The sequence below is a fragment of the Streptococcus infantis genome (assembly GCF_047465185.1).
In the GTDB taxonomy this organism is placed as follows: Bacteria; Bacillota; Bacilli; order Lactobacillales; family Streptococcaceae; genus Streptococcus; species Streptococcus infantis_O.
Map to the genome: position 1 here is coordinate 71,514 of NZ_JASHAJ010000001.1, position 26,919 is coordinate 98,432.

Sequence of the window (26,919 nt, forward strand, 5' to 3'; positions counted from 1 at the left end):
GAATGAATCTTGGAAAAGAAAATTGTAAAAGATATCTTGTTTTTGTCGCAGGTATCCCAGCCTGCTAGTCAGGAAGATTTACCCCTAGCAAAGGATTTGCAGGATACCCTATTGGCTAACCGAGAAACCTGTGTTGGACTAGCGGCTAATATGATTGGAGTACAAAAACGTGTCATTATTTTTAATATCGGAATGATTCCCATGGTTATGTTTAATCCGGTTCTCAAATCTTTTGAAGGACCATACGAAACAGAGGAAGGTTGTTTGTCTTTGACAGGTGTCAGACCGACAACTAGGTATGAGAAGATTACAGTAAGCTATAGAGATATCCATTGGCAAGAGCAAACCATTACCCTGACGGGTTTTCCAGCGCAGATTTGTCAGCATGAATTGGATCATTTGGACGGTCGTATTATTTAAGCTCAAATCCTTCAAACTAAGTAAAGCCTCGTTTTTCTTGCACTCTTGTTTGAAATTTGTGATAATGAAAGAAAGAATAATAAATGGAGGACAGTCAAATGGGATTTTATCTGATGATTGGTTCGATGTTGCTTGGTCTTTTTGCTTTGAAGATAGGATTTTCTCATCTAAAGGAGAAAAAGTTTAATCTGTCATCTATCTTGGCAAGCTGCCTTGGGACAGCACTAGTTCTCTTTGCAATCTGGTTAGGATTGCCAAAATAAGGAAAGAAGAGGCTGGGACAAAAGTCCTAGCCTCTTTTTTATGTTGGATTGTCGAGTAAGACGCAGTGGTTGAGTGGGATCTACTACGCTGATTTCATCAGCTTTTATAGCCCTACTCAACTGTGCGGAGGTGGGACAACGAAATCGAATTCTAACGAATTACCGATTTCTGTCCCACTCTCTTTTAAGCTCAAATCCTTGGTAGTCCTAAAAAAATATGCTACACTAACACTATGAAAATTCTAATCCCAACTGCAAAAGAAATGAACACCGAAATTCCTAGTTTAGAGGCTAAACACTTGCGCCCTGAAAGTCAGGCAGTGCTGGATGAATTGGCCAGATATTCTGCCCAAGAGCTGGAGAGTTTTTACAAAATATCTGCCGAAAAAGCGCAAGAGGAGTATGACCATATCCAGGCCTTGAAAAATGAAACTGCGACAAACTATCCAGCCTTGCACCTCTTTGATGGACTCATGTATCGCAACATCGAACGGGACGATCTCACCAAGGAGGAGCAAACCTATCTGGAGAAACACCTCATGATAACGTCAGCTCTCTATGGTGTGATTCCAGCCTTTGAACCGATTGCGCCTCACAGACTGGACTTTTTGATGAAACTAAAAGTCGCTGGAAAAAGCTTGAAAAGTCATTGGCAGTTAGCTTATGAGGAGTCAATGAAAGACCAGGAGTTAATCTTTTCACTCTTGTCTTCTGAGTTTGAAACTGTCTTTCCTAAAGAAATCCGTGAGAAAATGGTGACCTTTAAGTTTATGGAAGAGCGAGATGGTAAACTAAAAATCCACTCAACTATTTCTAAAAAAGCCAGAGGTGCTTTCTTAACAGCCTTGATGGAAGGTCAGGTCACTTCGGTTGAAGAGATTAAAAAGCTCAGCTTTGCGGATTTCAATTATCGAGAAGACTTGTCTAGTGACAAGGAATTGGCTTTTGTGAAATAGATAGAAAATAGAGTCTGTCCTAAATTGTATCAGGGCAGGCTTTTTGTGATTTGGTGCTCCTATTTTTAGTTTAGAATGGTAGGAATTTTCTCACAATTTTGGTATAATAAGACTATTAGAAAATTTCGAGGAGACAAACATGTCAGTTAAGATTGCTTTACTTGGATTTGGTACAGTAGCCAGTGGTGTACCATTCTTGCTAAAGGAAAATAGAGAAAAAATCGTTCAAGCAGCACATTCAGAAATTGAAGTAGCCAAGGTTTTGGTCAAAGACGATGAAGAGAAAGCACGCTTGCTTGAGGCAGGAAATGATTTTAATTTTGTAACAAATATCGATGAAATCTTGTCAGACAAAGACATCACTATCGTTGTTGAGTTGATGGGACGTATCGAACCTGCTAAAACATTTATCACTCGTGCATTAGAAGCAGGGAAACATGTCGTGACAGCCAACAAGGACCTTTTGGCAGTCCATGGTGCAGAATTGCTTGAAATTGCTAAAGCTCACAATGTTGCTCTCTACTACGAAGCAGCTGTTGCAGGAGGAATTCCAATCCTTCGTACCTTGGTTAACTCACTAGCATCAGATAAAATCACTCGTGTTCTTGGTGTTGTCAATGGAACATCAAACTTCATGATGACTAAAATGGTAACCGAAGGTTGGTCTTACGAGGATGCTTTGGCAGAAGCCCAACGACTTGGCTTCGCTGAAAGCGACCCAACCAATGATGTGGACGGGATTGATGCAGCCTACAAGATGGTCATCCTTAGCCAGTTTGCTTTTGGGATGAATGTCAAGTTTGAAGATGTTGGTCACCAAGGAATTCGCAACATCACTCCAGAAGATGTAGCAGTAGCTCAAGAACTTGGTTATGTTGTGAAATTAGTTGGTTCTATCGAAGAAACAGCTTCTGGAATCGCTGCTGAGGTTACGCCGACCTTCCTTCCTAAAGAACACCCACTTGCAAGTGTTAACGGTGTTATGAATGCGGTCTTTGTGGAATCAATCGGTATCGGCGAGTCTATGTACTACGGACCAGGTGCAGGTCAAAAACCAACTGCAACAAGTGTTGTGGCTGATATTGCCCGTATCGTTCGTCGTTTGAATGATGGAACAATTGGAAAAGCCTTTAATGAATACAGCCGTCCAGTGGTCTTGGCTAAGCCAGAAGATGTCAAAGCCAACTACTATTTCTCAATCTTGGCTCCAGACTCAAAAGGTCAAGTCTTGAAATTGGCTGAACTCTTTAACGCAGAAGATATTTCCTTCAAGCAAATCCTACAAGATGGCAAGCAAGAAGGCAAGGCTCGTATTGTCATCATCACTCATAAAATCAACAAGGCGCAACTTGAAAATATTACAGCAGCTTTGAAGCGTGTATCTGAGTTTGAACTTCTCAACACCTTCAAGGTTTTAGGAGACTAAGATGAAGATTATTGTACCTGCTACAAGTGCTAATGTGGGTCCAGGTTTTGACTCTGTTGGTGTAGCTGTAACTAAGTATCTAGAAATTCAGGTTTGTGAGGAACGTGAAGAATGGATGATTGAGCACCAATTAGGCAAATGGATTCCACGTGATGAACGTAATCTTTTGCTGAAGATTGCTCTACAAATTGTTCCAGATTTACAACCAAGACGTCTGAAAATGGTCAGTGATATTCCGCTTGCACGTGGACTAGGTTCTTCTAGTTCAGTCATCGTTGCAGGGATTGAGCTGGCAAATCAACTAGGAAACTTGAAGCTAAGCAAACATGAAAAATTACAGTTGGCGACTAAGATTGAGGGACACCCTGATAATGTTGCACCTGCTATCTATGGAAATCTCGTCATTGCAAGCTCAGTCGAAGGTCAGGTTTCAGCAGTGGTAGCGCCTTTCCCAGAGTGTGCTTTCCTAGCTTATATTCCAAACTATGAATTGCGAACTCGAGATAGTCGTGGTGTCTTGCCTAAGAAACTATCTTATAAGGAAGCCGTTGCGGCAAGTTCTATCGCCAATGTGGCTATTGCAGCCCTACTGACTGGAGATATGGTCAAAGCAGGCCAAGCCATCGAGAACGATCTCTTCCATGAGCGTTACCGTCAAGAACTGGTGAGAGAATTTGCGACGATCAAGAAAGTTGCCAAGAGAAATGGTGCTTATGCGACCTACTTGTCTGGTGCTGGTCCGACTGTTATGGTCTTGGCTGATCCTGACAAGATGCCTAAAATTAAGGCTGAGCTTGAAAAGCAACCTTTCAAAGGCAAGCTTCATGATTTGCAAGTAGATACTCAAGGCGCTCGCGTCGAAGAAAAATAAACAGAACAATAGGATGGGGAAACTCTCTATTAGAGGGCTTCCTGTCCTTTTTTTGAAAATGAAACATGGGATATGAAATGTTTCCCGTGTTTAGCGACCGCTGGACGGTCAAGGAGGATTTGAAATGGCAGAAATATATTTAGCAGGTGGTTGCTTTTGGGGCTTGGAAGAATACTTTTCACGTATTTCTGGAGTGCTGCAAACAAGTGTTGGTTATGCCAATGGTCAGGTAGAAACCACCAATTATCAACTGATCAAAGAAACAGATCACGCAGAGACTGTGCAAGTCATTTATGATGAGAAGGCGGTCTCGCTCCGTGAGATTTTACTCTATTATTTCCGAGTCATTGATCCTTTATCTGTCAACCAACAAGGGAATGACCGTGGTCGTCAATACCGCACAGGGATTTATTACAAAGATGAAGAGGATTTACCGACTATCAATACAGTAGTTCGCGAACAAGAACTCCTCATCGGTCGTAAAATTGCAGTAGAAGTGGAGAAACTACGTCACTACATCTTGGCTGAAGACTATCACCAAGACTATCTCAAGAAAAATCCTGGTGGCTATTGCCATATCGATGTGAGGGATGCTGAGAAACCACTCATAGATGCCGCCAACTATGAAAAACCTAGTCAGGCAGTTTTAAGAGAAAATTTGTCAGAAGAGTCTTATAAAGTTACCCAAGAAGCAGCGACGGAAGCTCCCTTTAGCAATGCCTATGACCAAACTTTTGAGGAAGGGATTTATGTCGATATCACGACTGGCGAGCCCCTCTTCTTTGCCAAGGATAAGTTTGCCTCAGGCTGTGGTTGGCCAAGCTTTAGCCGTCCTATTTCCAAGGAACTCATTCATTACTACCAGGACTTGAGTCATGGTATGGAGCGAATCGAAGTTCGTTCACGTTCAGGAAATGCTCATTTGGGGCACGTCTTTACAGATGGCCCTCGTGAACTAGGTGGTTTACGCTATTGTATCAATTCTGCATCCTTACGATTCATCGCTAAGGATGAAATGGAAGAGGCTGGCTATGGCTACCTACTTCCATATTTGAATAAGTAAAAAGATGGTGGTTTTTCCACCTTCTTCATTTTGGAAATAGAAGGGACACATGAAACACTTACTTTCTTACTTTAAACCCTACCTCAAGGAGTCTTTCCTAGCGCCCTTGTTTAAGCTACTAGAAGCCGTTTTTGAACTCTTGGTTCCCATGGTGATAGCTGGGATTGTCGACCAATCTATCCCCCAAAAAGATCAGGGTCACCTCTGGATGCAAATGGGTTTCCTCTTTGTTTTTGCGGTTATCGGCGTTTTGGTAGCCTTAGTTGCTCAGTTTTACTCAGCCAAGGCAGCAGTAGGATTTACTAAGGAGTTGACCAATGACCTCTATCGTCATATTCTTTCCTTGCCCAAGGATAGTAGAGACCGTTTAACGACCTCGAGTTTGGTGACGCGTTTGACTTCAGATACCTATCAGATTCAGACAGGAATCAATCAATTCTTGCGCTTGTTTTTAAGAGCGCCTATTATTGTTTTCGGTGCCATTTTTATGGCTTATCGACTATCGCCTGAATTGACCTTCTGGTTTTTGGTCATGGTTGCTATTTTGACCCTTGTCATTGTCGTTTTATCACGTTTGGTCAATCCCCTATACAGTAGTTTGAGAAAGAAAACAGACCAGCTGGTTCAGGAAACGCGCCAACAACTACAAGGGATGCGTGTGATTCGTGCTTTTGGTCAAGAAAAACGAGAAATTGAACATTTCCAAGTACTAAACCAAATCTATATGGCTATCCAAATGAAAACAGGCTACTGGTCCAGTCTCTTGACCCCCTTGACCTATTTGATCGTCAACGGAACTTTGCTGGTGATTATCTGGAATGGTTATATTTCTATCCAGGGAGGCTGGCTCAGTCAGGGTGCCTTGATTGCCCTGATTAACTATCTTCTACAAATCTTGGTAGAGTTGATTAAACTAGCCATGCTGATTAATTCACTCAACCAGTCCTATATATCAGCCAAGCGGATTGAAGAAGTCTTCGCTGAAAAGCCTGAAGATATACTGGCAGAAATTGCTCAAAAAGAAACTACCTCGAACCAGTCCTTACGAGTTGAACACTTGAGCTTTACCTACCCAGATGCTGCCCAACCTTCTCTGAGAGATATTTCTTTTAGAATGAAAGAAGGGGAAATTCTTGGAATCATCGGGGGGACTGGTTCTGGTAAGTCAAGTTTGGTACAGGTCCTACTTGGCCTCTATCCGGCAGATAAGGGAAGCATTTCCCTTTGTCGAGATGGACGTAGTCCTCGCAATCTTTCTGAATGGCGGTCCTGGATAGCCTATGTTCCTCAAAAGGTTGAACTCTTTAAGGGAAGCATTCGTTCTAACTTGACTCTGGGTATGGAAGACCCTGTCTCTGACCAAGAACTCTGGCAGGCTTTGGAAATTGCCCAGGCCAAGGATTTTGTCAGTGACAAGGAAGGACTCTTGGATGCAGAGGTCCAAGCAGGAGGCCGTAATTTCTCAGGTGGGCAAAAGCAACGTTTATCGATTGCCCGGGCAGTCTTGCGTCGAGCACCATTCCTCATCTTGGATGATGCGACTTCGGCTCTTGATACCATTACTGAGTCCAATCTTCTGAAGGCTGTTCAAGATAACCTACCAAACACCAGCTTAATCTTGATTTCCCAACGAACTTCAACCTTGAAAATTGCAGACCAAATTCTTCTCTTGGAGAAAGGGGAGCAATTAGCACTTGGAAATCATAAGGAATTGATGGAGACTAGCCAAGTCTATCGTGAAATCAATGCATCCCAACATGGAAAGGAGGACTAGAATGAAAGGTAAACATGCAAGTCAAACCCTTAAACGATTAGCAAAAGATTTAGCTGGTCATCCCGTCCTTCTTTTCCTGGCTTTCTTGAGTACCATTGCTCAGGTAGCCCTATCAATCTATCTGCCAATCTTGATAGGACAGGTGATTGACCAAGTCCTAGTCGATGGTTCATCCCAGCTATTTTGGCAGATTTTCCTCCAGATGATTTTGGTGGTCATTGGGAATACGCTGGTACAATGGGCCAATCCTCTCCTCTATAATCGACTGATTTTCTCTTATACCAGAGATTTGCGCGAAAAAATCATTGAAAAGCTCCATCGTCTTCCGATTGCCCTTGTAGATAGGCAAGGTAGTGGGGAAATGGTCAGCCGTGTAACGACAGATATCGAGCAGTTGGCAGCGGGTCTGAATATGATTTTTAACCAATTTTTCATAGGAGTTTTGATGATTTTGGTCAGCATCCTTGCTATGCTCCAAATTCATCTATTGATGACTCTCTTGGTTCTGCTCTTAACACCTCTATCTATGGTCATTTCACGTTTTATCGCTAAGAAATCCTACCATCTCTTTCAAAAGCAGACAGAGACTAGGGGGATTCAGACTCAGTTGATAGAAGAATCGCTCACCCAACAGAACATTATCCAGTCCTTCAATGCTCAGGAAGAATTTATCGAGAGACTTCATGAGGCAAATGACAACTACGCAAGTTATTCTCAGTCGGCTATCTTTTATTCATCGACAGTCAATCCTTCCACCCGTTTTGTCAATGCCCTCATTTATGCCCTACTTGCTGGTGTTGGAGCCTTACGTATCATGGCGGGTTCTACTTTGACGGTTGGGCGTTTAGTGACCTTTTTGAACTATGTGCAGCAGTATACCAAGCCTTTTAACGATATTTCATCAGTCTTAGCCGAGTTGCAAAGCGCCTTAGCTTGTGCAGAACGTGTTTATGCTGTTCTAAAAAGTCCAGAGGTTACAGAAACAGGTCTTAAAGAATTGAACAGCGACCAAGTCAAGGGAGCTATTTCCTTTAAACATGTTTCTTTTGGTTACAATACTGAAAAGATCTTGATTAAGAATCTGTCTATTGATATTCCAGCTGGTAGTAAGGTTGCTATCGTTGGACCAACGGGTGCTGGGAAGTCTACCCTTATCAATCTCCTCATGCGTTTCTACCCGATTAACTCAGGAGATATTTTGCTAGACGGTCATTCTATTTACGACTATACTAGAGCATCTCTTCGACAGCAGTTTGGGATGGTGCTCCAAGAAACTTGGCTCAAGCAGGGAACCATTCATGACAATATTGCCTTTGGCAATCCTGATGCTAGCCGAGAGCAGGTCATTGCAGCAGCCAAGGCAGCAAATGCGGATTTCTTTATCCAACAATTACCACAGGGATATGATACCAAGCTCGAAAATGCAGGGGAATCCTTGTCTGTTGGTCAGGCTCAGCTTTTGACCATTGCTCGCGTCTTTCTAGCCATTCCTAAGATTCTGATCTTGGACGAGGCAACCTCATCCATCGATACCCGGACAGAGGTGCTGGTTCAGGATGCCTTTGCCAAACTCATGAAAGGGCGAACAAGCTTTATCATTGCCCACCGTTTATCGACCATTCAAGATGCTGATTTGATTCTTGTCTTGGTCGATGGAGATATTGTCGAATATGGCAATCATGAGGAACTCATGACGAGAAAAGGCAAATACTATCAAATGCAGCAAGCAGCAGCTTTTAGCCCAGAATAATGGGAAAGCCATTATAATGCCTATGAACAAACAAGAAAAGTTGCCTTCGGGTGACTTTTTTGTTACAATAGCTAGAAAAATTATCCAGTATGAATTCCTATTTAGAAAAGGAGCCTATTGATGAAAGTCTTTCAGCATGTAAATATCGTGACTTGTGACCAAGATTTCCACGTCTATTTGGATGGGATTTTAGCTATTAAAGAATCCCAAATCGTCTATGTCGGCCAAGAGAAACAAGAAATCTTAGATCAAGCTGAACAGCTTATAGACTATCAGGGAGCCTGGATCATGCCTGGCTTGGTCAACTGCCATACCCATTCTGCCATGACAGGTTTGAGGGGCATTCGTGATGATAGCAATCTCCACGAATGGCTAGAGGACTATATCTGGCCAGCAGAAGCAGAGTTCATACCAGAGATGACTACAAAGGCCGTCAAAGAGGCGCTAACAGAGATGCTCCAGTCAGGAACGACAACTTTCAATGATATGTACAATCCTAATGGAGTGGATATAGCTGAGATTTATGAGGCAGTCAAGGCATCCAAGATGCGTTGCTATTTTTCTCCAACCCTCTTTTCTTCAGACGTGGAGACGACGGCTGAAACTATAGCCAGAACTCGAGCTGTTATCGAGACAATCAAAGGCTATCAAGACCCAAATTTCAAGGTTATGGTGGCCCCTCATTCGCCCTACAGTTGTAGTCTAGATTTGCTGGAGGCAAGTCTTGAGCTAGCAAAAGAAGAAAACATTCCTCTTCATATCCATGTTGCAGAAACACAGGAAGAGTCAGGCATTATCCTGAAACGTTATGGCAAACGCCCATTAGCCTTCCTAGATGAGCTCGGCTATTTAGACCATAAAGCTGTCTTTGCCCATGGTGTGGAGTTAAATGAAGGAGAAATTGAGCGCCTGGCAGATTCACAAGTAGCTATAGCCCACAATCCTATCAGCAACCTCAAATTAGCATCAGGGATTGCACCAGTCGTTCAACTTCAACAGGCAGGAGTAGCAGTTGGTATTGCGACGGATTCAGTTGCTTCTAACAATAACCTGGATATGTTTGAGGAAGGACGGACTGCAGCACTCTTACAGAAGATGAAGAGTGGTGATGCTAGCCAATTTCCAATCGAAACCGCCCTCAAGGCCCTGACAATCGAGGGTGCTAAGGTGTTAGGAATGGCAGATGAGATTGGAAGTTTGGAAGTTGGCAAGCAAGCTGATTTCCTAGTCATCCAACCCCAAGGAAAAATCCATCTCCAACCCCAAGAAAACATGCTATCTCACCTCGTTTATGCCGTCAAATCTAGTGACGTTAATGATGTCTATATCGCTGGTGAACAAGTCGTGAAAGACGGTCAAGTGCTGACTGTGAACATGCAAAAATAAGCATAAATTTACGAAATCTCATAGGAAATTTCTTGTGAGGTTTTTAAAATTTTGCTAGAAATCAGGCGAGTAGATGTCTTGCAGAAATATATTGATACTAAATTAGCAAAACACCTATTAGATAAAAAAAAAAAATTGTGGTATAATAATAAGATGCAAAAAAAGGAGTATGTATGGACATTTCAGAAATTCGTCAAAAAATTGACGCAAATCGTGAAAAATTAGCTTCTTTCAGGGGGTCTCTTTGACCTCGAAGACTTAGAGGAAGAGATTGCCATTTTGGAAAACAAAATGACAGAACCTGATTTTTGGAACGATAATATTGCGGCCCAAAAAACGTCGCAAGAATTAAACGAACTCAAAAATACCTATAATACCTTCCACAAGATGGATGAGTTGCAGGATGAAGTTGAGATTTTACTAGACTTTTTGGCAGAGGATGAATCCGTTAAGGATGAGCTAGTTGAGAAACTCTCTGAGTTAGATCAGATGATGACCAGCTACGAAATGACCCTTCTCTTGTCAGAACCCTACGATCACAACAATGCCATCCTTGAAATCCATCCTGGTTCAGGGGGGACAGAGGCTCAAGACTGGGGCGATATGCTCCTTCGTATGTATACTCGCTATGGAAATGCCAAAGGCTTCAAGGTTGAGGTCTTAGACTACCAAGCAGGTGATGAGGCAGGAATCAAGTCAGTAACCTTGTCTTTTGAAGGACCAAATGCTTATGGTCTTCTCAAGTCAGAGATGGGAGTTCACCGTTTGGTCCGTATCTCACCATTTGACTCTGCTAAACGTCGCCACACCTCATTTACTTCTGTAGAAGTTATGCCAGAGTTGGATGATACTATCGAAGTTGACATCCGTGAGGATGATATCAAGATGGATACCTTCCGTTCAGGTGGAGCAGGTGGACAAAACGTCAACAAGGTTTCAACAGGTGTCCGCTTGACTCACATTCCGACAGGGATCGTCGTAGCATCAACCGTCGACCGTACTCAGTACGGAAACCGTGATCGTGCTATGAAGATGCTTCAGGCAAAACTCTACCAGATGGAGCAGGAAAAGAAAGCTGCTGAGGTAGACTCGCTCAAGGGTGAGAAAAAGGAAATTACATGGGGAAGCCAAATCCGCTCCTATGTATTTACGCCTTATACAATGGTAAAAGACCATCGTACAAACTTTGAAGTAGCGCAAGTAGATAAGGTTATGGATGGAGACCTAGATGGTTTCATCGATGCTTATCTGAAATGGCGTATCAGTTAAAAGAAAGGAAGTCACATGTCAATCATTGAAATGAGAGATGTTGTCAAAAAATACGACAACGGGACAACAGCCCTACGTGGCATCACTGTAAATATCGATGCAGGAGAATTTGCCTACATCGTAGGACCTTCAGGTGCTGGTAAATCAACTTTTATCCGTGCCTTGTATCGTGAGGTCAAAATCGACAAAGGAAGCTTGCAAGTTGCAGGTTATAACCTCGTTAAGATTAAAAAGAAAGATATTCCGTTCTTGCGTAGAAACGTTGGAGTAGTCTTTCAGGATTACAAACTTTTGCCAAAGAAAACCGTTTATGAGAACATTGCTTACGCTATGGAGGTTGTTGGTGAAAGTCGTCGTAACATCAAAAAACGTGTTATGGAAGTCTTGGACCTTGTCGGTTTGAAGCACAAGGTTCGTTCATTCCCGAATGAACTTTCAGGTGGTGAGCAACAACGTATCGCCATTGCGCGTGCTATTGTAAACAATCCTAAGGTTTTGATTGCCGACGAACCAACAGGAAACTTGGACCCAGATAACTCATGGGAAATCATGAACCTCTTGGAACGTATCAATCTTCAAGGGACAACTGTTTTGATGGCGACCCACAACAGCCAAATCGTAAATACCTTGCGCCACCGCGTTATTGCCATCGAAAATGGTCGCGTGGTACGTGATGAAGCGAAAGGAGAGTACGGATACGATGATTAGTAGATTTTTCCGCCATCTGTTCGAAGCTTTAAAAAGTTTAAAGCGTAATGGATGGATGACCATTGCTGCTGTCAGTTCAGTAATGATTACCTTGACCTTGGTTGCTATCTTTGCTTCAGTTATCTTCAATACTGCGAAATTAGCAACTGATATTGAAAACAACGTCCGCGTCATGGTTTATGTTCGTAAAGACGTTGAAGACAACAGTGAAACCATTGTAAAAGAAGGCCAAACAGTCACGAACAATGACTACCACAAGGTCTATAACGCCCTTAAAGCTCTGCCAGCTGTTAAAAATGTAACCTTCTCAAGTAAAGAAGAGCAGTACCAAAAGCTGACTGAAACTATGGGTGATGAGTGGAAGGTGTTTGAAGGAGATGCAAACCCTCTTCATGATGCCTATATCGTAGATACCAATTCACCAAGTGATGTAAAACCTGTAGCTGAAGAAGCTAAGAAAATCGAAGGTGTCTCTGAAGTTCAAGACGGTGGTGCCAATACCGAACGTCTCTTCAAGTTGGCTTCCTTCATCCGTGTATGGGGATTGGTCATCGCAGGACTCTTGATCTTCATCGCAGTCTTCTTGATTTCAAATACCATCCGTATTACCATCATTTCACGTAGCCGTGAAATCCAAATCATGCGTTTGGTTGGTGCCAAGAACGGTTATATCCGTGGCCCATTCTTGTTAGAAGGTGCCTTTATCGGATTGTTGGGAGCAGCTCTCCCATCAGCATTGGTTTACTTTATCTATAACCGAGTGTTCCAATCTGTCAACCCATCCTTGGTTGGTCAAAACCTATCTTTGATTACACCGAATACCTTTATTCCATTGATGATCGGTCTCTTGTTCCTCATCGGAATCTGTATCGGTTCACTTGGTTCAGGAATCTCAATGCGTAGATTCTTGAAAATCTAAGTCACATAACTGGATAAAACACATAAAAAAGTGGAATGTCATCAAGACTTCACAGATCTTGATGCCCCGCTTTTTCTTTTGGTCTTGGTGCTCAGTCGCTTGCCAATTTTGGCTAAAGAGTGTATGATAGGAAAGGACCTTTTTACTAATATGAAAAATGAACAATGAATGAGGAAAAGATGAAACAATTTTTAGAAAAGGCGAGTATTCTCTCCCTATCACTAGTATTGATTACGTCGTTTTCAATCTCTAGTGCTCTGCCAGCCATGTTTGACTATTATCAGGGCTATTCGACAGGTCAAGTGGAGCTCTTGGTTAGCCTTCCTTCCTTTGGGATTATGGCTATGCTTCTCCTAAATGGAGTGCTAGAACGCCTCTTCCCTGAACGCCTCCAATTAACCTTGGGGCTCTTGATTTTATCGATTAGCGGGACTGCGCCTTTCTGGTATCAGGGTTACTATTTTGTCTTTGCGACTCGCCTACTTTTCGGGCTTGGTGTCGGTATGCTCAATGCCAAGGCTATCTCCATCATCAGTGAACGCTACCACGGAAAGACCCGCATCCAAATGCTTGGTTTTCGTGGGTCAGCCGAAGTCGTAGGAGCATCCATCTTAACCTTAGCAGTTGGTCAACTATTAGCATTTGGCTGGACAGCTAGCTTTTTGGCCTATGCGGCTGGTTTGGTGGTCTTGGTTCTCTTTCTCCTCTTTGTTCCTTATGGACATGGCGAGGACCACCATGCTATGCATAAAAGTGAAGTGGCAGAGCAGCTGACTCCATCCATGAAACGTCTGATTTTCTTTTTAGCCATTGCAGCGTCTGTCATCGTTTGTACCAACACAGCTATCACCTTCCGTATCCCTAGTCTCATGATTGAGGCGGGTTTTGGGGATGCTCAGTTGTCCAGTTTGGTACTTAGTGCCATGCAGTTGATTGGGATTCTAGCTGGAATCAGCTTTTCTTTCCTGATCTCGACCTTCAAGGAAAGACTTCTATTGGTCGCTGGTGTCACTTTTGGGATAGGGCAAATCATCATTGCTCTTTCCCCATCACTCTGGGTGGTGGTTGCAGGTTCTATCTTGGGAGGATTTGCCTACAGTATCGCTCTGACGACAGTCTTTCAGTTGGTTTCTGAGAAAATTCCTGCAAAACTCCTCAACAAAGCAACTTCATTTGCTGTTTTGGGATGTTCTTTTGGAGCATCATTAACACCCTTCGTTCTTTCAGGGATTGGCTTGGTGACTATGGATGGTCGAATGACCTTTATTATCCTAGGAGCATGGATGATTGCAACATCAGTCATTGTTTCTATTTTATTGAAAAAAGAAGTTTAACAAAAAACTCAAGGATGTAAGTTCCTTGAGTTTTTTTATTTATTAGAAAGCATCTGCCAAAAAATATCGATGATATAAGTCAAGCCATAGGTATAAACAACTAAGGTAAAAGGCTTTGTCAAGATGATGATAGTCATATAGCGTTTGAAGCTCATTTTAGTCAGGGCAGCCAGCATGCAGAGAAAGTCGGCAGGGCTGATAGGCCAGATCATCATAAAGATAAAGAAACGGTCAAAGCGATTACCCTTGTCTAACCAGCCGATATATTTGTCGTAGGTTCGTTTGCTGACGACCGACTGGACAAAGGGAGCCCCGTAGAGTCGGACTAGGTAAAAGATAATGGCACAACCAATGACGATACCAATGTAGTTATAGATAGTACCCACGATATGTCCATAGATGAAAACACCCGCAACGGATGTCAGAGCACCAGGGATAATGGGAACAACTGTCTGTAAAATCTGTAAAAAGATAAAGAGTGGTGGACCCCAGACACCAGCCTGTTGGATAAATTCAGATAGGGTTTCTTTTGATTGCAAGATCCCCGCCTGATAGGCCCAGATACAGAAAATCAAGGTACCGACACCGCCTGCTATAGATGAGATATTAATAACTTGCTGCAGCAGGGGAGAGACAGCTTTCATTTGTTTATCGGATGACATGTAAACTCCTCGCTAATAGTATGATTCTACTATACCATATTTTGAGGAGAAAGACTACATGGGAAACTTCGTGTGACTTAGTCTCAAGTATGGTAAAATGGGAATAAGAAAATGACAGCTTAGAATGAGGAAAATCATGTTAGGATTGAAGTTTAATGGCACTTGGCGCAACTATCAAAAGCAGGTCTTAGAAAACTTTCAAGAATACCAGGCAGATGGCCATGTCCACTTGGTGGCAGCGCCTGGTTCAGGGAAAACAACCATTGGGATTGAGTTGATTGCTCGCTTTGATAAGCCAGCTCTGGTTTTAGTGCCGACGGTTACCATTCGGGAACAATGGGTGGATAGGATTCGCCAGGCCTTTTTAGAGGATGAGAACCAGGTCACAAGTCTCGTGTCTCAAAATCTCAAGGACATGAAGCAAATCACCATTGCCACCTATCAAGCTTTTCACAGTGCTATGCAACAGGTGCAATCTCAAGAAGATAACGGCGAGGTTGAGGATTTTGTAGGCTTTGACCTGCTTGCCAGACTCAAAGAAAGGGGTGTCGAAACCCTCTGTCTGGACGAATGCCATCACTTGAGAAATGAATGGTGGAAAAGCTTAGAAGACTTCCGTAAAAACTACCAGCAACTGCAAGTCATCTCTCTTACTGCGACACCGCCTTATGACAGTGAACCAGAACTCTGGGATCGCTATCTCCAGATGTGTGGCGAGATTGACCAAGAAATCACAGTCCCAGAACTGGTCAAGGAAGACACTCTTTGCCCTCATCAGGACTTTGTCTATATCTGTTTTCCGACTAAGGAAGAGGACAAGCGCTTGGAAGAGTTTGAGGACACCAAGTGGCAGTATGTCAGTCAACTAGTCCTTGATCCTGACTTCCAAGAGTTGATTCGGAGTTCCAAGGTTCTCAAAGGGGAAATCTCTGCGGATATGCTCCTTGAGGATCCCAAGTATCTCTCAGCCCTCCTCATTTATCTACAGGCTCAAAAGCAGGAAATTCCCAAGCATCTACAAGATTTACTGGGAGCTGAAGGCTTGCCTGCCCTTAATTACTACTGGCTAGAAGTTCTCTTGCAAGGCCTTCTATATCAGACTCCTGACTGGTATGAGGATCCGCAGGAGACAAGGAAAAAGATAGAAGCAGAACTGAAATCAAGAGGACTGATTGAAAAACGTCAAGTTCTCTTGGTCAAATCCAAGGCCAATGACCAAATCCTCAACCAATCTCTAGGAAAACTAGCTGGGATTGCATCTATCTTTGAGACCGAGTATGCTAGTCTAGGAAAGGACTTGAGACAGTTGGTCTTGGCAGACTATATTCGCAAGGACTTTGCCAGTTATCTGGGAGATGCCCAGGCACCAATCACGCAATTAGGCGTCCTCCCGTACTTTGAAACTATTCGCAGAAGTGCACAAAAGCAAGGCTTGTCTGTCCCTATAGCAGTCCTTTCTGGTAGTGTCGTGATCATACCTGCTAGTGTCAAGGCAGAACTTCAAACACTCATCCCAAACACTAGCTTAAGCTTCTCTGCCATTGGAAAGCTTGATCAAGAGTCCTATCTCCAAGTAGGCTTTCCATCTAGCTTTAAAGGGATGGTCGCAGCAGTGACCGAACTCTTCCAACGTGGTTCTATCCAGGTCTTGGTCGGAACCAAGTCTCTCTTGGGAGAAGGATGGGATGCACCTTGTGTCAACTCTCTCATCCTCGGAAGTTTTGTCGGAAGCTTTATGCTCAGCAATCAGATGCGGGGCCGTGCCATCCGTATCTGGCCAGGGCATCCAGATAAGACTAGTAATATCTGGCACCTAGTAGCCATCAAACCGTACAAAAATCCAGCCTTTTCTAAGGAGGATCAAGAGGAACTAGACCTCAATCCATATCAGGACTTACAAACCCTTGCCCGTCGTATGGACCATTTCCTTGGCTTGTCCTATAAGGAAGATACCATTGAAACAGGTCTGGATCGCTTGAACTTTCCTGAGTTCCCATTTAAGAAAAAGAAACTCGAAGACTATAACGAGAAGATCATGGAACTATCCAAAGATCGTGCCTCCCTTCGTAAAAAATGGCAGGAATCTCTCATTGTTGCTGACAAGATTGAGATTGTTAACGAAGTGGCGACCGACAGCAAACGAATCCCTCTGCTTGCTCTAGCGGATGCTGAAAGGTGGCTTCGCTATGCTCTGATGATATCTGCTATCAGTATTCTAGCCTATGTATTTAGGATAAGCTTCTTTGCCTTACCATGGTTGACAGCTCTCTGTGTCCTTTTCCTAGCCATCACAGCCTTTCGCTATTACAGCTACAAGAGTCCTTATAAACGCTTGCGCCAGATCGGTGAAGCTATTCGCAAAGCCATGGTGACTGTCGGGCATTTGTCTGATGACCAGTCGCGCGTGCAGGTCGATGAGGACAAGGAAAGCTTTAACATCTTTGCCTATCTAAAAGGTGGCAGCATGCGAGATAAGGAACTCTTTTCAAGGGTTTTAGGAGAATTCTTTGCCCCTGTGGACAATCAACGCTACCTCTTAGTCGCTCAAAAAGCACCAGTCGGCCAATCCAAGTATTTCGTAGTTCCTAGCCTCTTTGAAAAACGCAAGGAAGATTCCCAGCTCATCCAAAATGCCGTCGCACCGCATATAGGCAACTACCAACTCGTCTACACTCGCAACGAAGCAGGCCGAAAAATCCTACTCGAAGCCAGACTCAAATCCCTAGCCAACAAAAATGACCGCATCATCACTAAAAAGAAGGTTAAGAGTGCGTTGAAGTAGGGGGAAGACTATTTATATAAAGAAAAAAGGAAATAATTATGACAGAGACAATTCTAATTTTAGGCAATGGATTTGATATTGCAATGGGGCGAAAAACGAAGTATACCGATTTTATTGAGTTTGAAAAACAATTATTTTCTAATCGCGATAAGAAATTGATAGAGTTTCTAAAAGTTAAAAATATAAGGATTGATAAATACAAAGATAATTTGTATTTGAAATTTATTAATGAAAATAGAGATAGACTTGGAGAAAATTGGTCTAACCTTGAAATTATGATTTCACAACTAGCAGATGCGATAATGTATTATAAGGAGAATAATGATTTACTATTCAAAGTTACTACTACAGGACAAACTGGGTTACTGGAGGAGAAATTATTACAAGAAAAAAATTATAGGTCAAAATTATATATTTCAGATTTGTTTTTTTCACTATTTCATGGAAAAGGCTGGAGTTCTTTAGAAAGAGAAGTTGCATTGGATAAATTAAATAATGAATTTATCCGGCAACTTGATTTACTAATTGAACTACTAGAAATCTATCTGTCGTATTTAGATTATATAGATTTTGAGATTCGAGGAATTGAAGCAAGACCAACAGCTTTAGATGCAGTACCTAATTTATCACATACCTATGTTTTAAACTTTAATTATACCAACACGTCAGCTTATTTATTTGAAACTGTTGAAGAAAGAACTCATTTTATACATGGCCGAATTGATTTAGATAGAACTTTCAGTCAAATCAATACTATAGTCTTTGGAATTGAGGATAAGGGAAATGATGTTAATAGTGATTTGATTCCATACCAGAAATATTATCAAAGAGTTGTTAAAGAAACAAGCAATAAATTTGAGATGTTTTTTCTCTCAAGCTATTTTGTTGAATATTTACATGTGCCGGGTACAGAAAACAGTTTCCGTCACGAACATAAAGCGGCTAAAAATATAATTATTTTTGGCCATTCAGTAGATCCTTTAGATAAAGAGATATTTCAAAAATGTTTTGAATTAGCAAAGATAGGTGAGTATCCTTATCGATTTATTTTCACTTATTTTGATGAGCAAGCTAAACGTTCAATTATTAAGAATCTCGCAATCATCCTTGGCAAAGAAAAACTGATAGAATTAACAGGGACACAGAATGTTGTATTTGTAAAGAGTGATGATAAGGATGGTATGAAAGAGGTCCTGATTCCTTAATAAAGTCAAAAAGTAATTAAATTTTTAGAAAACAATAGTAAAATTTTTTTAAAAAATTTAGTACCCCACTCGATCTATTCATGTCGAGTGGTTTTTCTTAGTTCGATTGTTTTTTACTGTCTAAAATATGATAAAATAGAAAGGATAATACATTAATTAAGGGAAGTAAAAATGGCAAATAAAGAAAGTGCAGAGCGTAAGGAGCTTCACCGTAAAATATGGGCGATTGCGGACGATGTTCGTGGGGCTGTAGACGGTTGGGATTTCAAGCAATACATATTGGGAATTTTATTCTATCGCTTTATTTCTGAGCATATGGCAGACTATTTTGATCACGCTGAGCATGAGGCTGGCGATTTAGAATTCAGTTATGCTGAATTGAGTGACCAAGAAGCTGAGCAAGATTTCAAACCAGGGACAGTTGAGGATAAAGGTTTCTTTATTCTTCCAAGTCAATTATTTGAAAATGTCGTCAAGAATGCGTCACAAAATGAAAATTTAAACGAAGATTTAGCCAATATTTTCCAAGACATTGAAAAATCGGCGATTGGATTCAAGTCAGAGGATGATATCAAAGGCTTATTTGATAACTTGGACACACGAAGCAACATCCTTGGTGGAACTGTTCCAGAAAAAAATAAACGCCTTTCTGATATCCTAAATGGTATCAATAGTATTAACTTTGGCAACTTTGAGGAAAATGACATTGATGCCTTTGGGGATGCCTATGAGTTCTTGATTTCCAACTATGCGAGCAATGCTGGTAAAAGTGGTGGTGAATTTTTCACACCTCAGACAGTGTCTAAATTGCTGGCTCGTTTGGTAATGGTTGGTAAGGACAAAATCAACAAGGTTTATGACCCAACATGTGGCTCGGGTTCACTCTTGCTTCAGATGAAAAAGCAATACGAAGACCATATTCTAGAAGATGGATTTTTCGGTCAAGAAATCAATATGACCAACTATAACTTGGCTCGTATGAATATGTTCTTACATAATATCAACTACAACAACTTTGATATTAAGCGAGGAGATACCCTTTTAAATCCTCAGCATTTGGATGAAAAACCTTTTGATGCTATTGTTTCTAACCCTCCATACTCAGTCAAGTGGGTGGGAGATGGAGACCCAACTCTTATCAACGATGACCGTTTTGCGCCAGCTGGTAAATTAGCTCCTAAGTCAAAAGCTGACTTTGCCTTTATCATGCATAGTCTCAATCACTTATCTAACAGAGGTCGAGCAGCCATTGTTTGTTTTCCAGGTATTTTCTATCGTGGTGGTGCTGAGAAGACCATTCGTCAGTATCTAGTAGATAACAACTTTGTTGAAGCAGTGATTGCACTTCCTGAAAATCTCTTCTTTGGAACCTCTATCGCAACCACTATTTTAGTGTTGGCGAAGAATAAACTAGAAAATAAAACACTTTTTATCGATGCGAGCAAGGAGTTCAAAAAAGAGACCAATAACAATGTCTTGACGGATAGTAATATTGAGCATATCGTTGAATTATTTACTAACTACCAAAGTGTAGACTATAAAGCAGCTCTTGTTGATAATGAAGTGATTGGTTCGGAGCAGGATTACAATCTTTCTGTCTCTACCTATGTTGAACAAGAAGATACACGTGAAAAGATTGATATTGATGTTCTCAATCAAGAAATCGCTGAGACCGTCACTAAGATTGACTACTTACGTGCTGAGATAGATAAGATTGTAGAGAAACTAGGAGGTAAATGATGAATATCCTAGAAGAAATCCAAAACTGTCCCGTTGAGTGGAAAGAGTTGGGGGAAGTGACTGATACTGTTACAAGTCCAGTAAAATTAACTAAAAAGGAGTATAAAGTATCAGGGGAAATACCAATTGTTGATCAAGGGGAACAATTCATTGCAGGTTTTTCAGATTATGGAAAATATCTGAAAAAGGATGAATATATTATTTTTGGGGATCACTCAGAGCATGTAAAATATATAGATTTCGCTTTTGTTCAAGGAGCTGATGGTTTAAAAATTTTGAAACCTAAGAGTGGCATAAAAGCAAAATATATATACTATTGCTTTTGTAATTTTTATAAGAAAGAAGGAAATTATAAAAGACATTGGAGTAAAGCAAGAACTACTCTTATACCAATTCCTCAAAGTGAAGAAATTCAAGAAAAAATCGTGCAAATACTTGACAAATTTACCGATTATGTTACAGAATTGACCTCAGAATTGACCTCAGAATTGACCTCACGTAAAAAGCAATATTCTTATTATCGAGATAAACTTTTGTCCTTTGAGGATGAGGTTTATCAGGTTGAGTGGAAGACAATCCTAGATGTTTCTAAAAAGGTAACGTCTGGAGGGACACCAGATAGATCAAATAGTTTATATTATGGCGGTTCAATTCCTTGGCTTAGAACTCAAGAGGTAGATTTTCGGGAGATTTATGGTACAGAATTAAGTATAACAGAAGAAGGTCTAGCGAATTCATCAGCTAAATGGATTGAAAAAAATGCGGTTATAGTGGCTATGTATGGAGCAACTGCTGCGAAAGTAGGTATTGCCAAGATTCCATTAACAACAAATCAAGCATGTTGTAACATTGAGGTAGATGAAGATATAGCAAATTATCGTTATGTTTACCACTGGTTGACTTATAATTACGAAGCATTAAAATCAATGGGACAAGGATCGCAATCTAATATTAATGCGGGGGTGATAAAATCATTCAAAATCCCAGTCCCTTCCCTCGAAATCCAATCTCGCATTATTCAAGTTTTAGACAACTTTGATACGGTTTGTAACGACTTAAATATTGGACTACCCAAAGAGATTGAACTACGTCAAAAACAGTACGAATATTTCCGAGAAAAACTCTTGACATTCGTCGCCGAAGGCGAGTACACTGACAGTACAGTACAGTACAGTACAGACAAGACATCATTAGGCTCTTGAACTGGGTATTTGGACCAATTCGGGTGAATTTGGGGCAAGTCATCAATTTACAACGAGGGAAACGTCTTGTTAGAAATCAGCTAACTACTTCAGGAAGTTTTCCGGTTTATCAGAACAGTTTGACACCTTTAGGATATTTTACATATTCAAACAGATCAAAAGGAACTAGTTTTATTATATGTGCAGGAGCAGCTGGTGAAATTGGGTATAGCGATACGGACTTTTGGGCAGCAGATGATGTCTATACACTAGAGACATCAGATATTATTTCAGATAAGTTTATGTATTATGTTTTGTTAAGTAAGCAAGATAGGCTCAAATCACAGGTTCGAAAGGCAAGTATACCTAGATTATCTAAGGATGCTATTGATAAAGTTACTTTTTATCTACCATCCCTTGCTGAACAAGAAAGAATCGTCTCTATTCTTGACCATTTCAACACCTTAACCAACTCTCTTTCTGATGGCCTCCCAAAGGAAATTGAACTAAGACAGAAACAGTACGAATACTGGAGAGAACAATTATTAAACTTTACTAGATAAATTCCTTAATCATATCGAAATAGAATCTCAATTAAAACAAAAAAGGAAGCATGCTATGGTTGATTATTCAAAAATACATGAAGTAATTGCGGAAACAAATGAAGGGATTCTCTTGGCTGAGTATCAACCAGAGTATCGTACGGATAGAGAATATCAGACAGAGGCTGATTTAGAAAATCAGTTAATTTCTGATTTGGTAAATCATCTCAACTATGAACGCTTAAATATTCATACACCTGAAGAGCTCTTAGCAAATGCTAAGGTGCAAATAGAAAAACTGAATAAGGTGACTTTTACGGATGCGGAGTGGGATCGCTTTGTAGTAGAGTATCTGGATTGTCCCAATGAAGGGTTAGTTGAAAAAACTCGAAAAATCCAAGAGAATTATATCTATGATTTTGTCTTTGATGATGGACGAATTAAAAATATTTTCATTCTTGATAAGAAAAACATTCACAACAACAGCATGCAGGTCATCAACCAAGTGACCCAAGTGGGTAGTCATACCAACCGTTATGATGTTACTATTTTAGTGAATGGTCTGCCGTTAGTTCAGATTGAATTGAAGAGACGAGGGGTTAGTCTTAAAGAAGCTTTTGAACAAATCCATAGATATAGCAAGGAAAGTTTCAATAGCGAAAATTCTTTATACAAATACATTCAAATTTTTGTTATTTCAAATGGAACCTATACACGCTACTTTGCAAATACGACAGCTCAAAATAAAAATCATTATGAGTTCACTTGTGAATGGGCAGACCGTAAAAATAAAACCATTCACGATTTAGAAGACTTTACTGTCACTTTCTTGAGTAAGCGAGTCCTCTTGGAAGTCTTGACCAAGTATTGTGTCTTTGATGCTGATAATACCTTACTCATCATGCGCCCTTATCAGATAGCAGCAACGGAGAGTATTTTACGAAAGATTCATTCCACAAATGAAATGAAGAATTTCGGTACAATCAATGCTTGTGGCTATATCTGGCATACGACTGGTTCTGGGAAAACTCTGACTAGTTTTAAGACCGCTCGTTTAGCAACAGAGTTGGACTATATTGACAAAGTGATTTTTGTGGTGGATAGAAAAGACCTTGACTATCAAACCATGAAGGAATATCAAAAATTCCAACCAAATTCAGTCAATGGTAGTAACAATACGAAAGAACTCCAACGTAGTATTGAAGAAAATGATGGAAAAATTGTTGTCACAACCATTCAAAAATTAAATAAGTTTATCACTGCGAATCCAAATCATGAAATCTACAGTAAGAAATGTGTCTTGATTTTTGACGAGTGTCACCGCTCCCAGTTTGGAAAGGCACAAAAGCGTATCAAAAAAGCTTTTAAACAGTATGCTCTATTTGGTTTTACAGGCACTCCGATTTTCCCAGAAAATAGCTTAACAGGAGAAACAACACAAGAGGTTTTTGGAGAGCAACTTCATAACTACGTTATCACAGATGCTATTCGAGATAAAAAAGTGTTGAAGTTCAAAGTCGACTATAACTATATCAAGCCTGAAATCAATAAGTATAGAGAAGCAGAAAAGGCAATCGGTCGAGAGCTCGATGAGAAGAAACTCAAAAAGATGGAGAAGGAACTACTTTTGCATCCTGAACGGATTGCAACCATCACAGAGTACCTGTTGAGAGTTTATAATGACAAAACGCACCGAAATCAACACTACACTCACAAACAAAAACAACTGTCTGGATTTAATGCCATGCTGGCTGTACAAAGTATTGAAGCTGCGAAATTATACTATGAAGAACTTCAGCGACAACAAGCGGCATTACCAGAAGCTAAGCGTTTGAAGGTCGCGACTATCTTTAGCTTTGCGCCTAACGAAGAACAGTCAGCGTATGGAGAAATTCAAGATGAAGAGCTAGACCCTCAAGATACAGCCATGCCTCTTTCGTCTAAAGAGTTTCTTTCTAAGGCAATCTACGACTATAATCAAATGTTCAAGACCAACTTTTCGACTGATGGGAAAGAGTTTCAAAATTACTATCGTGACCTTTCTAAACGAGTTAAGTCCAAGGAAGTGGATTTGTTGATTGTAGTGGGTATGTTCTTGACAGGTTTTGATGCTCCGACTATGAATACTCTCTTTGTTGATAAAAACCTACGTTATCATGGTTTGATTCAGGCTTTTTCTAGAACCAACCGAATTTTTAACAAAGTTAAACCTTTTGGGAATATCGTATGTTTCCGTGATTTAGAAAAAGCTACTCAAGAAGCTATTAGAACCTTTGGGGATACCAATAAACTTGATATTATCTTAGAAAAAAGTTTTAGCGAATACATGGATGGTTTCGTGGATCAGGTAACTGGTATCAAGGTTAAAGGTTATACAGAAGTTTGTCAGGAAATTCTGGAAAGATTCCCGAACCCACAAGAAATAGAAACAGAACGTGATAAAAAAGAGTTTGTTAAATTATTTGGTGAGTTTCTGAAGCTAGATAACGTTCTTCGAAATTATGATGAATTTCAGGAAATCGAAAAGTCTATCTCTGAAGGTTATCTCCAAGATTTAAGAAGCTCTTACGTGGAAATTCGAGATGAATTCTTAAACCTTAAAAACTATGAAAGAACGAAAGATCTAGGTGTTGACCTTTCAGATATTGAATTTGAGATTGAGCTCTTAAAAACGGACGAGATTAATCTGGACTATATACTCGCATTAATTGTTGAAAAATCGAAGAACTCTGAGTCTAAGGAAGCAATGAAATCTGAAGTTAGCCGTGTTATTCGGTCAAGTATTGATATTCGTGCTAAGGAAGAGTTGGTGATTGGCTTTATCAATGATACTGATTTAGCGAGTCTGAAAGACCATGATGAAATTATCAATGCATTCTATGCTTATGGTAAAGAACGTAAAGCAGTCGCTATTCGTGAATTAGCAGAATCTGAAAATCTTGTAAAAGATTATCAATTATTCATTGATCGATCTATTCAACGTGGTTATGCTGAGAATAGTGGAGCTGATCTGGATTCGATTATTCCACCGACTACCCGTAGACAAGGAGCTCGTGAACGTAAGAAACAAGAAGTTTTACATCAGATTCAAACATTAGTAGAGATTTATTCAGGAATTTAGTAAAGTGGACGTTAGATTCATCTAAAAATCAATTCGCTCATTTTAAAAATACAACTTTGTTTCCGTATTTCCTGGGAACTAGTAAAAAGTTAGGAGAAATATGGGAAATAACAACCAACGTGCCCTTTGTCAGCAACTCTGGGCGGAAAATAAATACCTTGTTTTGAGCCATTCTAGCAATATTTACAAGGATATTCGCCAGTATCTCAAGCAAGAAGTGGTGGAGCTGAGTCAGGTTCAAGAGATGATTGACCGTGCCTGCCAGATTCCAGAGCACAGGGGTCAGGTTTGCAATGCTTTTCAGCATATTTGGGGCTATTTTAAAAAGAACGCCAGTCCTGATGAGCGCAAAGACTATATGCTCTTGCTGGATCGCTATCGCTTTGGTCAAGCTTCTAAGGAAGATTTGATTGCAAGGACTCGAGATTTGCTGGAGCGTTACCCAAATGCTTATCTGCAAGATTCTACCTTGTTGAAAGGAGACTCCCATGAGACTTTGGCATGAGGCTTTGATTTCACAACTTCCCCGTCCTCAGCTCTTAGGACAACATCGAGAGTGCTGTGCCCTGCGTGGGAATGGCTGGGGCAGAAAGCATGCAACGGTTGACTATGTCTTTACCCATTCGCCCTATCGTCTCTATGCCTATCATCGTTTGATCATGGAGGAGATGGCTAGCCGTGGCTACAAGGTCAGTCCAGAGTGGCTGGACAAGAACTACCGAGGCAAGACCTGTCCTTCCTATGAAGACTTAGCAGAGGAAAAGCTGAAAAGTCCCATCTATAGCGAGCATGACGCTGCCTACTATGAGGAGTGTCTGGCTAATCTCAGAGAGAAGGGGATCGAGCTGGAGTAAGAGTCAGGATTAGCTCCACTTTATAACTCTTTTCGTATTTTTTCGAATAATAAAAATGAGATCTTTAGAATGATTCTAAGGTCTTCTTTTAATAAGTATTTGGATTTACTTTTAATAACTTTTAAGTTATAATTTAAAAAAGCCAAGCGTGAACTGAAGGACTTAAAAGAAAGAGGAGTAAGTGATGAAAAATAGTGCCATTGGGAGTAACTGGAAGGATGTTCGGTCTCAACTTTTTACCAAGGAGGAAATCCTTGAAAGTGATATGCGGGTGGCAATTATGAGTGAATTGATTGAAGCTAGACGTGAGCAAGGAATTAGTCAGAAAAAGCTAGAAGAACTTAGTGGAGTGAGCCAGCCTGTCATAGCCAGGATGGAAACCGGCAAGACCAGTCCTCAGTTGGATACCGTCTTAAAAGTTCTAGCCAGTTTAGGCAAGACACTCGCAGTTGTCCCACTTGAACAGGAAAAAGGTTGATAGGGATGGAATGACATGGTTTGCTAAAATCATCTACTGGATAATTTTACCTCCCGTCCGCACTTTTCAGGGAAATATCAGAATTACAAAAGAAAACTAACCTATAGTCTTTTCTAATAACAAGTCATAGTCAGCTTTCAGATTACTGGAATTTTACAATAAATGTAGCAACCTTGAAAGGTTACTAATCTATATCTATCAAAGGATTTGGGGAA

The 26,919-nt window shown here is 40.8% G+C and carries 23 protein-coding genes; 22 read left to right on the plus strand and 1 reads right to left on the minus strand.

Translation table 11 applies throughout. The annotated features are described in order from the left end of the window. The first annotated feature begins 9 nt into the window (after nt 1-9). From QM382_RS00380 to QM382_RS00440, 13 genes are all read left to right on the plus strand, one after another. Nucleotides 10-420: a peptide deformylase gene (locus QM382_RS00380; RefSeq protein WP_414272070.1), complete on the plus strand. Its 411-nt coding sequence runs from the start codon at nt 10-12 to the stop codon at nt 418-420. Between the two features lie 98 nt (nt 421-518). Further along, a complete protein-coding gene (locus tag QM382_RS00385; protein ID WP_006155852.1) occupies nt 519-683 on the plus strand; it encodes a hypothetical protein in 165 nt (54 codons plus the stop codon). A 233-nt stretch (nt 684-916) separates the two neighbouring features. Continuing rightward, entirely contained in the window at nt 917-1,639 is a 723-nt protein-coding gene (yaaA, locus tag QM382_RS00390; RefSeq protein WP_414272071.1) for a peroxide stress protein YaaA, read from the plus strand. Nucleotides 1,640-1,778: 139 nt separating this feature from the next. After that, nucleotides 1,779-3,065, plus strand: a complete 1,287-nt coding sequence (locus QM382_RS00395; RefSeq protein ID WP_414272072.1) for a homoserine dehydrogenase — start codon at nt 1,779-1,781, stop codon at nt 3,063-3,065. Between the two features lies 1 nt (nt 3,066). Then, nucleotides 3,067-3,936: a homoserine kinase gene (thrB, locus tag QM382_RS00400; protein ID WP_414272073.1), complete on the plus strand. Its 870-nt coding sequence runs from the start codon at nt 3,067-3,069 to the stop codon at nt 3,934-3,936. Between the two features lie 124 nt (nt 3,937-4,060). Next, nucleotides 4,061-4,999, plus strand: a complete 939-nt coding sequence (msrB, locus tag QM382_RS00405) for a peptide-methionine (R)-S-oxide reductase MsrB (RefSeq protein ID WP_414272074.1) — start codon at nt 4,061-4,063, stop codon at nt 4,997-4,999. Between the two features lie 49 nt (nt 5,000-5,048). After that, nucleotides 5,049-6,773 (plus strand): ABC transporter ATP-binding protein, encoded by a 1,725-nt coding sequence (locus tag QM382_RS00410; RefSeq protein ID WP_414272075.1) that lies wholly within the window; start codon nt 5,049-5,051, stop codon nt 6,771-6,773. Nucleotide 6,774: 1 nt separating this feature from the next. Continuing rightward, nucleotides 6,775-8,523: an ABC transporter ATP-binding protein gene (locus tag QM382_RS00415; RefSeq protein ID WP_414272076.1), complete on the plus strand. Its 1,749-nt coding sequence runs from the start codon at nt 6,775-6,777 to the stop codon at nt 8,521-8,523. Between the two features lie 120 nt (nt 8,524-8,643). Beyond that, nucleotides 8,644-9,909 carry a TRZ/ATZ family protein gene (locus tag QM382_RS00420; RefSeq protein WP_414272077.1) on the plus strand — a complete coding sequence of 422 codons (1,266 nt, stop codon included), beginning with the start codon at nt 8,644-8,646 and terminating at the stop codon, nt 9,907-9,909. A gap of 173 nt (nt 9,910-10,082) precedes the next feature. Next, nucleotides 10,083-11,178, plus strand: a protein-coding gene (gene prfB, locus QM382_RS00425) for a peptide chain release factor 2 (RefSeq protein WP_414272078.1) whose coding sequence is annotated in 2 segments (ribosomal slippage) — nt 10,083-10,154 and nt 10,156-11,178 — 1,095 coding nt in all. Because the reading frame shifts where the segments join, the coding sequence is not laid out codon by codon here. A gap of 15 nt (nt 11,179-11,193) precedes the next feature. After that, nucleotides 11,194-11,886, plus strand: coding sequence for a cell division ATP-binding protein FtsE (gene ftsE / locus QM382_RS00430; protein WP_004251332.1), 693 nt, complete (start codon nt 11,194-11,196; stop codon nt 11,884-11,886). Then, nucleotides 11,879-12,805 carry a permease-like cell division protein FtsX gene (ftsX, locus tag QM382_RS00435; protein ID WP_004251331.1) on the plus strand — a complete coding sequence of 309 codons (927 nt, stop codon included), beginning with the start codon at nt 11,879-11,881 and terminating at the stop codon, nt 12,803-12,805. The genes ftsE and ftsX overlap by 8 nt, the downstream gene beginning before the upstream one ends. A gap of 179 nt (nt 12,806-12,984) precedes the next feature. Beyond that, a complete protein-coding gene (locus QM382_RS00440; RefSeq protein ID WP_414272079.1) occupies nt 12,985-14,139 on the plus strand; it encodes an MFS transporter in 1,155 nt (384 codons plus the stop codon). Between the two features lie 35 nt (nt 14,140-14,174). On the opposite strand, the gene QM382_RS00445 is transcribed toward QM382_RS00440, so the two are convergent. Beyond that, nucleotides 14,175-14,801 (minus strand): TVP38/TMEM64 family protein, encoded by a 627-nt coding sequence (locus QM382_RS00445; protein ID WP_414272080.1) that lies wholly within the window; start codon nt 14,799-14,801, stop codon nt 14,175-14,177. Nucleotides 14,802-14,937: 136 nt separating this feature from the next. Here QM382_RS00445 and QM382_RS00450 point away from each other — a divergent pair, with 136 nt between their 5' ends. The 9 genes from QM382_RS00450 to QM382_RS00490 all read left to right on the plus strand — a co-directional run bounded on the left by QM382_RS00450 (nt 14,938) and on the right by QM382_RS00490 (nt 26,704). Then, on the plus strand, nt 14,938-17,583 hold the full coding sequence (locus QM382_RS00450; RefSeq protein ID WP_414272081.1) for a DEAD/DEAH box helicase family protein: 2,646 nt from the start codon (nt 14,938-14,940) through the stop codon (nt 17,581-17,583). Nucleotides 17,584-17,621: 38 nt separating this feature from the next. After that, nucleotides 17,622-18,788 (plus strand): AbiH family protein, encoded by a 1,167-nt coding sequence (locus QM382_RS00455; protein ID WP_414272082.1) that lies wholly within the window; start codon nt 17,622-17,624, stop codon nt 18,786-18,788. Between the two features lie 171 nt (nt 18,789-18,959). Beyond that, nucleotides 18,960-20,528 (plus strand): type I restriction-modification system subunit M, encoded by a 1,569-nt coding sequence (locus tag QM382_RS00460; protein WP_414272083.1) that lies wholly within the window; start codon nt 18,960-18,962, stop codon nt 20,526-20,528. Beyond that, on the plus strand, nt 20,528-21,730 hold the full coding sequence (locus QM382_RS00465) for a restriction endonuclease subunit S (RefSeq protein WP_414272084.1): 1,203 nt from the start codon (nt 20,528-20,530) through the stop codon (nt 21,728-21,730). Before QM382_RS00460 ends, QM382_RS00465 begins: the two co-directional genes overlap by 1 nt. Next, nucleotides 21,727-22,272, plus strand: coding sequence for a restriction endonuclease subunit S (locus QM382_RS00470; RefSeq protein ID WP_414272085.1), 546 nt, complete (start codon nt 21,727-21,729; stop codon nt 22,270-22,272). The genes QM382_RS00465 and QM382_RS00470 overlap by 4 nt, the downstream gene beginning before the upstream one ends. 55 nt (nt 22,273-22,327) lie before the next feature. Continuing rightward, nucleotides 22,328-25,372 carry a type I restriction endonuclease subunit R gene (locus QM382_RS00475; protein ID WP_414272086.1) on the plus strand — a complete coding sequence of 1,015 codons (3,045 nt, stop codon included), beginning with the start codon at nt 22,328-22,330 and terminating at the stop codon, nt 25,370-25,372. Nucleotides 25,373-25,472: 100 nt separating this feature from the next. Continuing rightward, nucleotides 25,473-25,877, plus strand: coding sequence for a YbgA family protein (locus QM382_RS00480; protein ID WP_414272087.1), 405 nt, complete (start codon nt 25,473-25,475; stop codon nt 25,875-25,877). Further along, nucleotides 25,861-26,226, plus strand: a complete 366-nt coding sequence (locus QM382_RS00485) for a TIGR02328 family protein (RefSeq protein ID WP_414272088.1) — start codon at nt 25,861-25,863, stop codon at nt 26,224-26,226. The genes QM382_RS00480 and QM382_RS00485 overlap by 17 nt, the downstream gene beginning before the upstream one ends. 184 nt (nt 26,227-26,410) lie before the next feature. Continuing rightward, nucleotides 26,411-26,704, plus strand: a complete 294-nt coding sequence (locus tag QM382_RS00490) for a helix-turn-helix domain-containing protein (RefSeq protein WP_049504013.1) — start codon at nt 26,411-26,413, stop codon at nt 26,702-26,704. The last annotated feature ends 215 nt before the right edge of the window (nt 26,705-26,919 follow it).

Excerpts from the sequence above, each read along its gene's own strand:
- QM382_RS00385 (WP_006155852.1), top strand. The coding sequence starts at position 519 with ATGGGATTTTATCTGATGATTGGTTCGATGTTGCTTGGTCTTTTTGCT.
- yaaA (WP_414272071.1), top strand. The coding sequence starts at position 917 with ATGAAAATTCTAATCCCAACTGCAAAAGAAATGAACACCGAAATTCCT.
- QM382_RS00395 (WP_414272072.1), top strand. The coding sequence starts at position 1,779 with ATGTCAGTTAAGATTGCTTTACTTGGATTTGGTACAGTAGCCAGTGGT.
- thrB (WP_414272073.1), top strand. The coding sequence starts at position 3,067 with ATGAAGATTATTGTACCTGCTACAAGTGCTAATGTGGGTCCAGGTTTT.
- msrB (WP_414272074.1), top strand. The coding sequence starts at position 4,061 with ATGGCAGAAATATATTTAGCAGGTGGTTGCTTTTGGGGCTTGGAAGAA.
- QM382_RS00410 (WP_414272075.1), top strand. The coding sequence starts at position 5,049 with ATGAAACACTTACTTTCTTACTTTAAACCCTACCTCAAGGAGTCTTTC.
- QM382_RS00415 (WP_414272076.1), top strand. The coding sequence starts at position 6,775 with ATGAAAGGTAAACATGCAAGTCAAACCCTTAAACGATTAGCAAAAGAT.
- QM382_RS00420 (WP_414272077.1), top strand. The coding sequence starts at position 8,644 with ATGAAAGTCTTTCAGCATGTAAATATCGTGACTTGTGACCAAGATTTC.
- ftsE (WP_004251332.1), top strand. The coding sequence starts at position 11,194 with ATGTCAATCATTGAAATGAGAGATGTTGTCAAAAAATACGACAACGGG.
- ftsX (WP_004251331.1), top strand. The coding sequence starts at position 11,879 with ATGATTAGTAGATTTTTCCGCCATCTGTTCGAAGCTTTAAAAAGTTTA.
- QM382_RS00440 (WP_414272079.1), top strand. The coding sequence starts at position 12,985 with ATGAAACAATTTTTAGAAAAGGCGAGTATTCTCTCCCTATCACTAGTA.
- QM382_RS00445 (WP_414272080.1), bottom strand. The coding sequence starts at position 14,801 with ATGTCATCCGATAAACAAATGAAAGCTGTCTCTCCCCTGCTGCAGCAA.
- QM382_RS00450 (WP_414272081.1), top strand. The coding sequence starts at position 14,938 with ATGTTAGGATTGAAGTTTAATGGCACTTGGCGCAACTATCAAAAGCAG.
- QM382_RS00455 (WP_414272082.1), top strand. The coding sequence starts at position 17,622 with ATGACAGAGACAATTCTAATTTTAGGCAATGGATTTGATATTGCAATG.
- QM382_RS00460 (WP_414272083.1), top strand. The coding sequence starts at position 18,960 with ATGGCAAATAAAGAAAGTGCAGAGCGTAAGGAGCTTCACCGTAAAATA.
- QM382_RS00465 (WP_414272084.1), top strand. The coding sequence starts at position 20,528 with ATGAATATCCTAGAAGAAATCCAAAACTGTCCCGTTGAGTGGAAAGAG.
- QM382_RS00475 (WP_414272086.1), top strand. The coding sequence starts at position 22,328 with ATGGTTGATTATTCAAAAATACATGAAGTAATTGCGGAAACAAATGAA.
- QM382_RS00480 (WP_414272087.1), top strand. The coding sequence starts at position 25,473 with ATGGGAAATAACAACCAACGTGCCCTTTGTCAGCAACTCTGGGCGGAA.
- QM382_RS00485 (WP_414272088.1), top strand. The coding sequence starts at position 25,861 with ATGAGACTTTGGCATGAGGCTTTGATTTCACAACTTCCCCGTCCTCAG.
- QM382_RS00490 (WP_049504013.1), top strand. The coding sequence starts at position 26,411 with ATGAAAAATAGTGCCATTGGGAGTAACTGGAAGGATGTTCGGTCTCAA.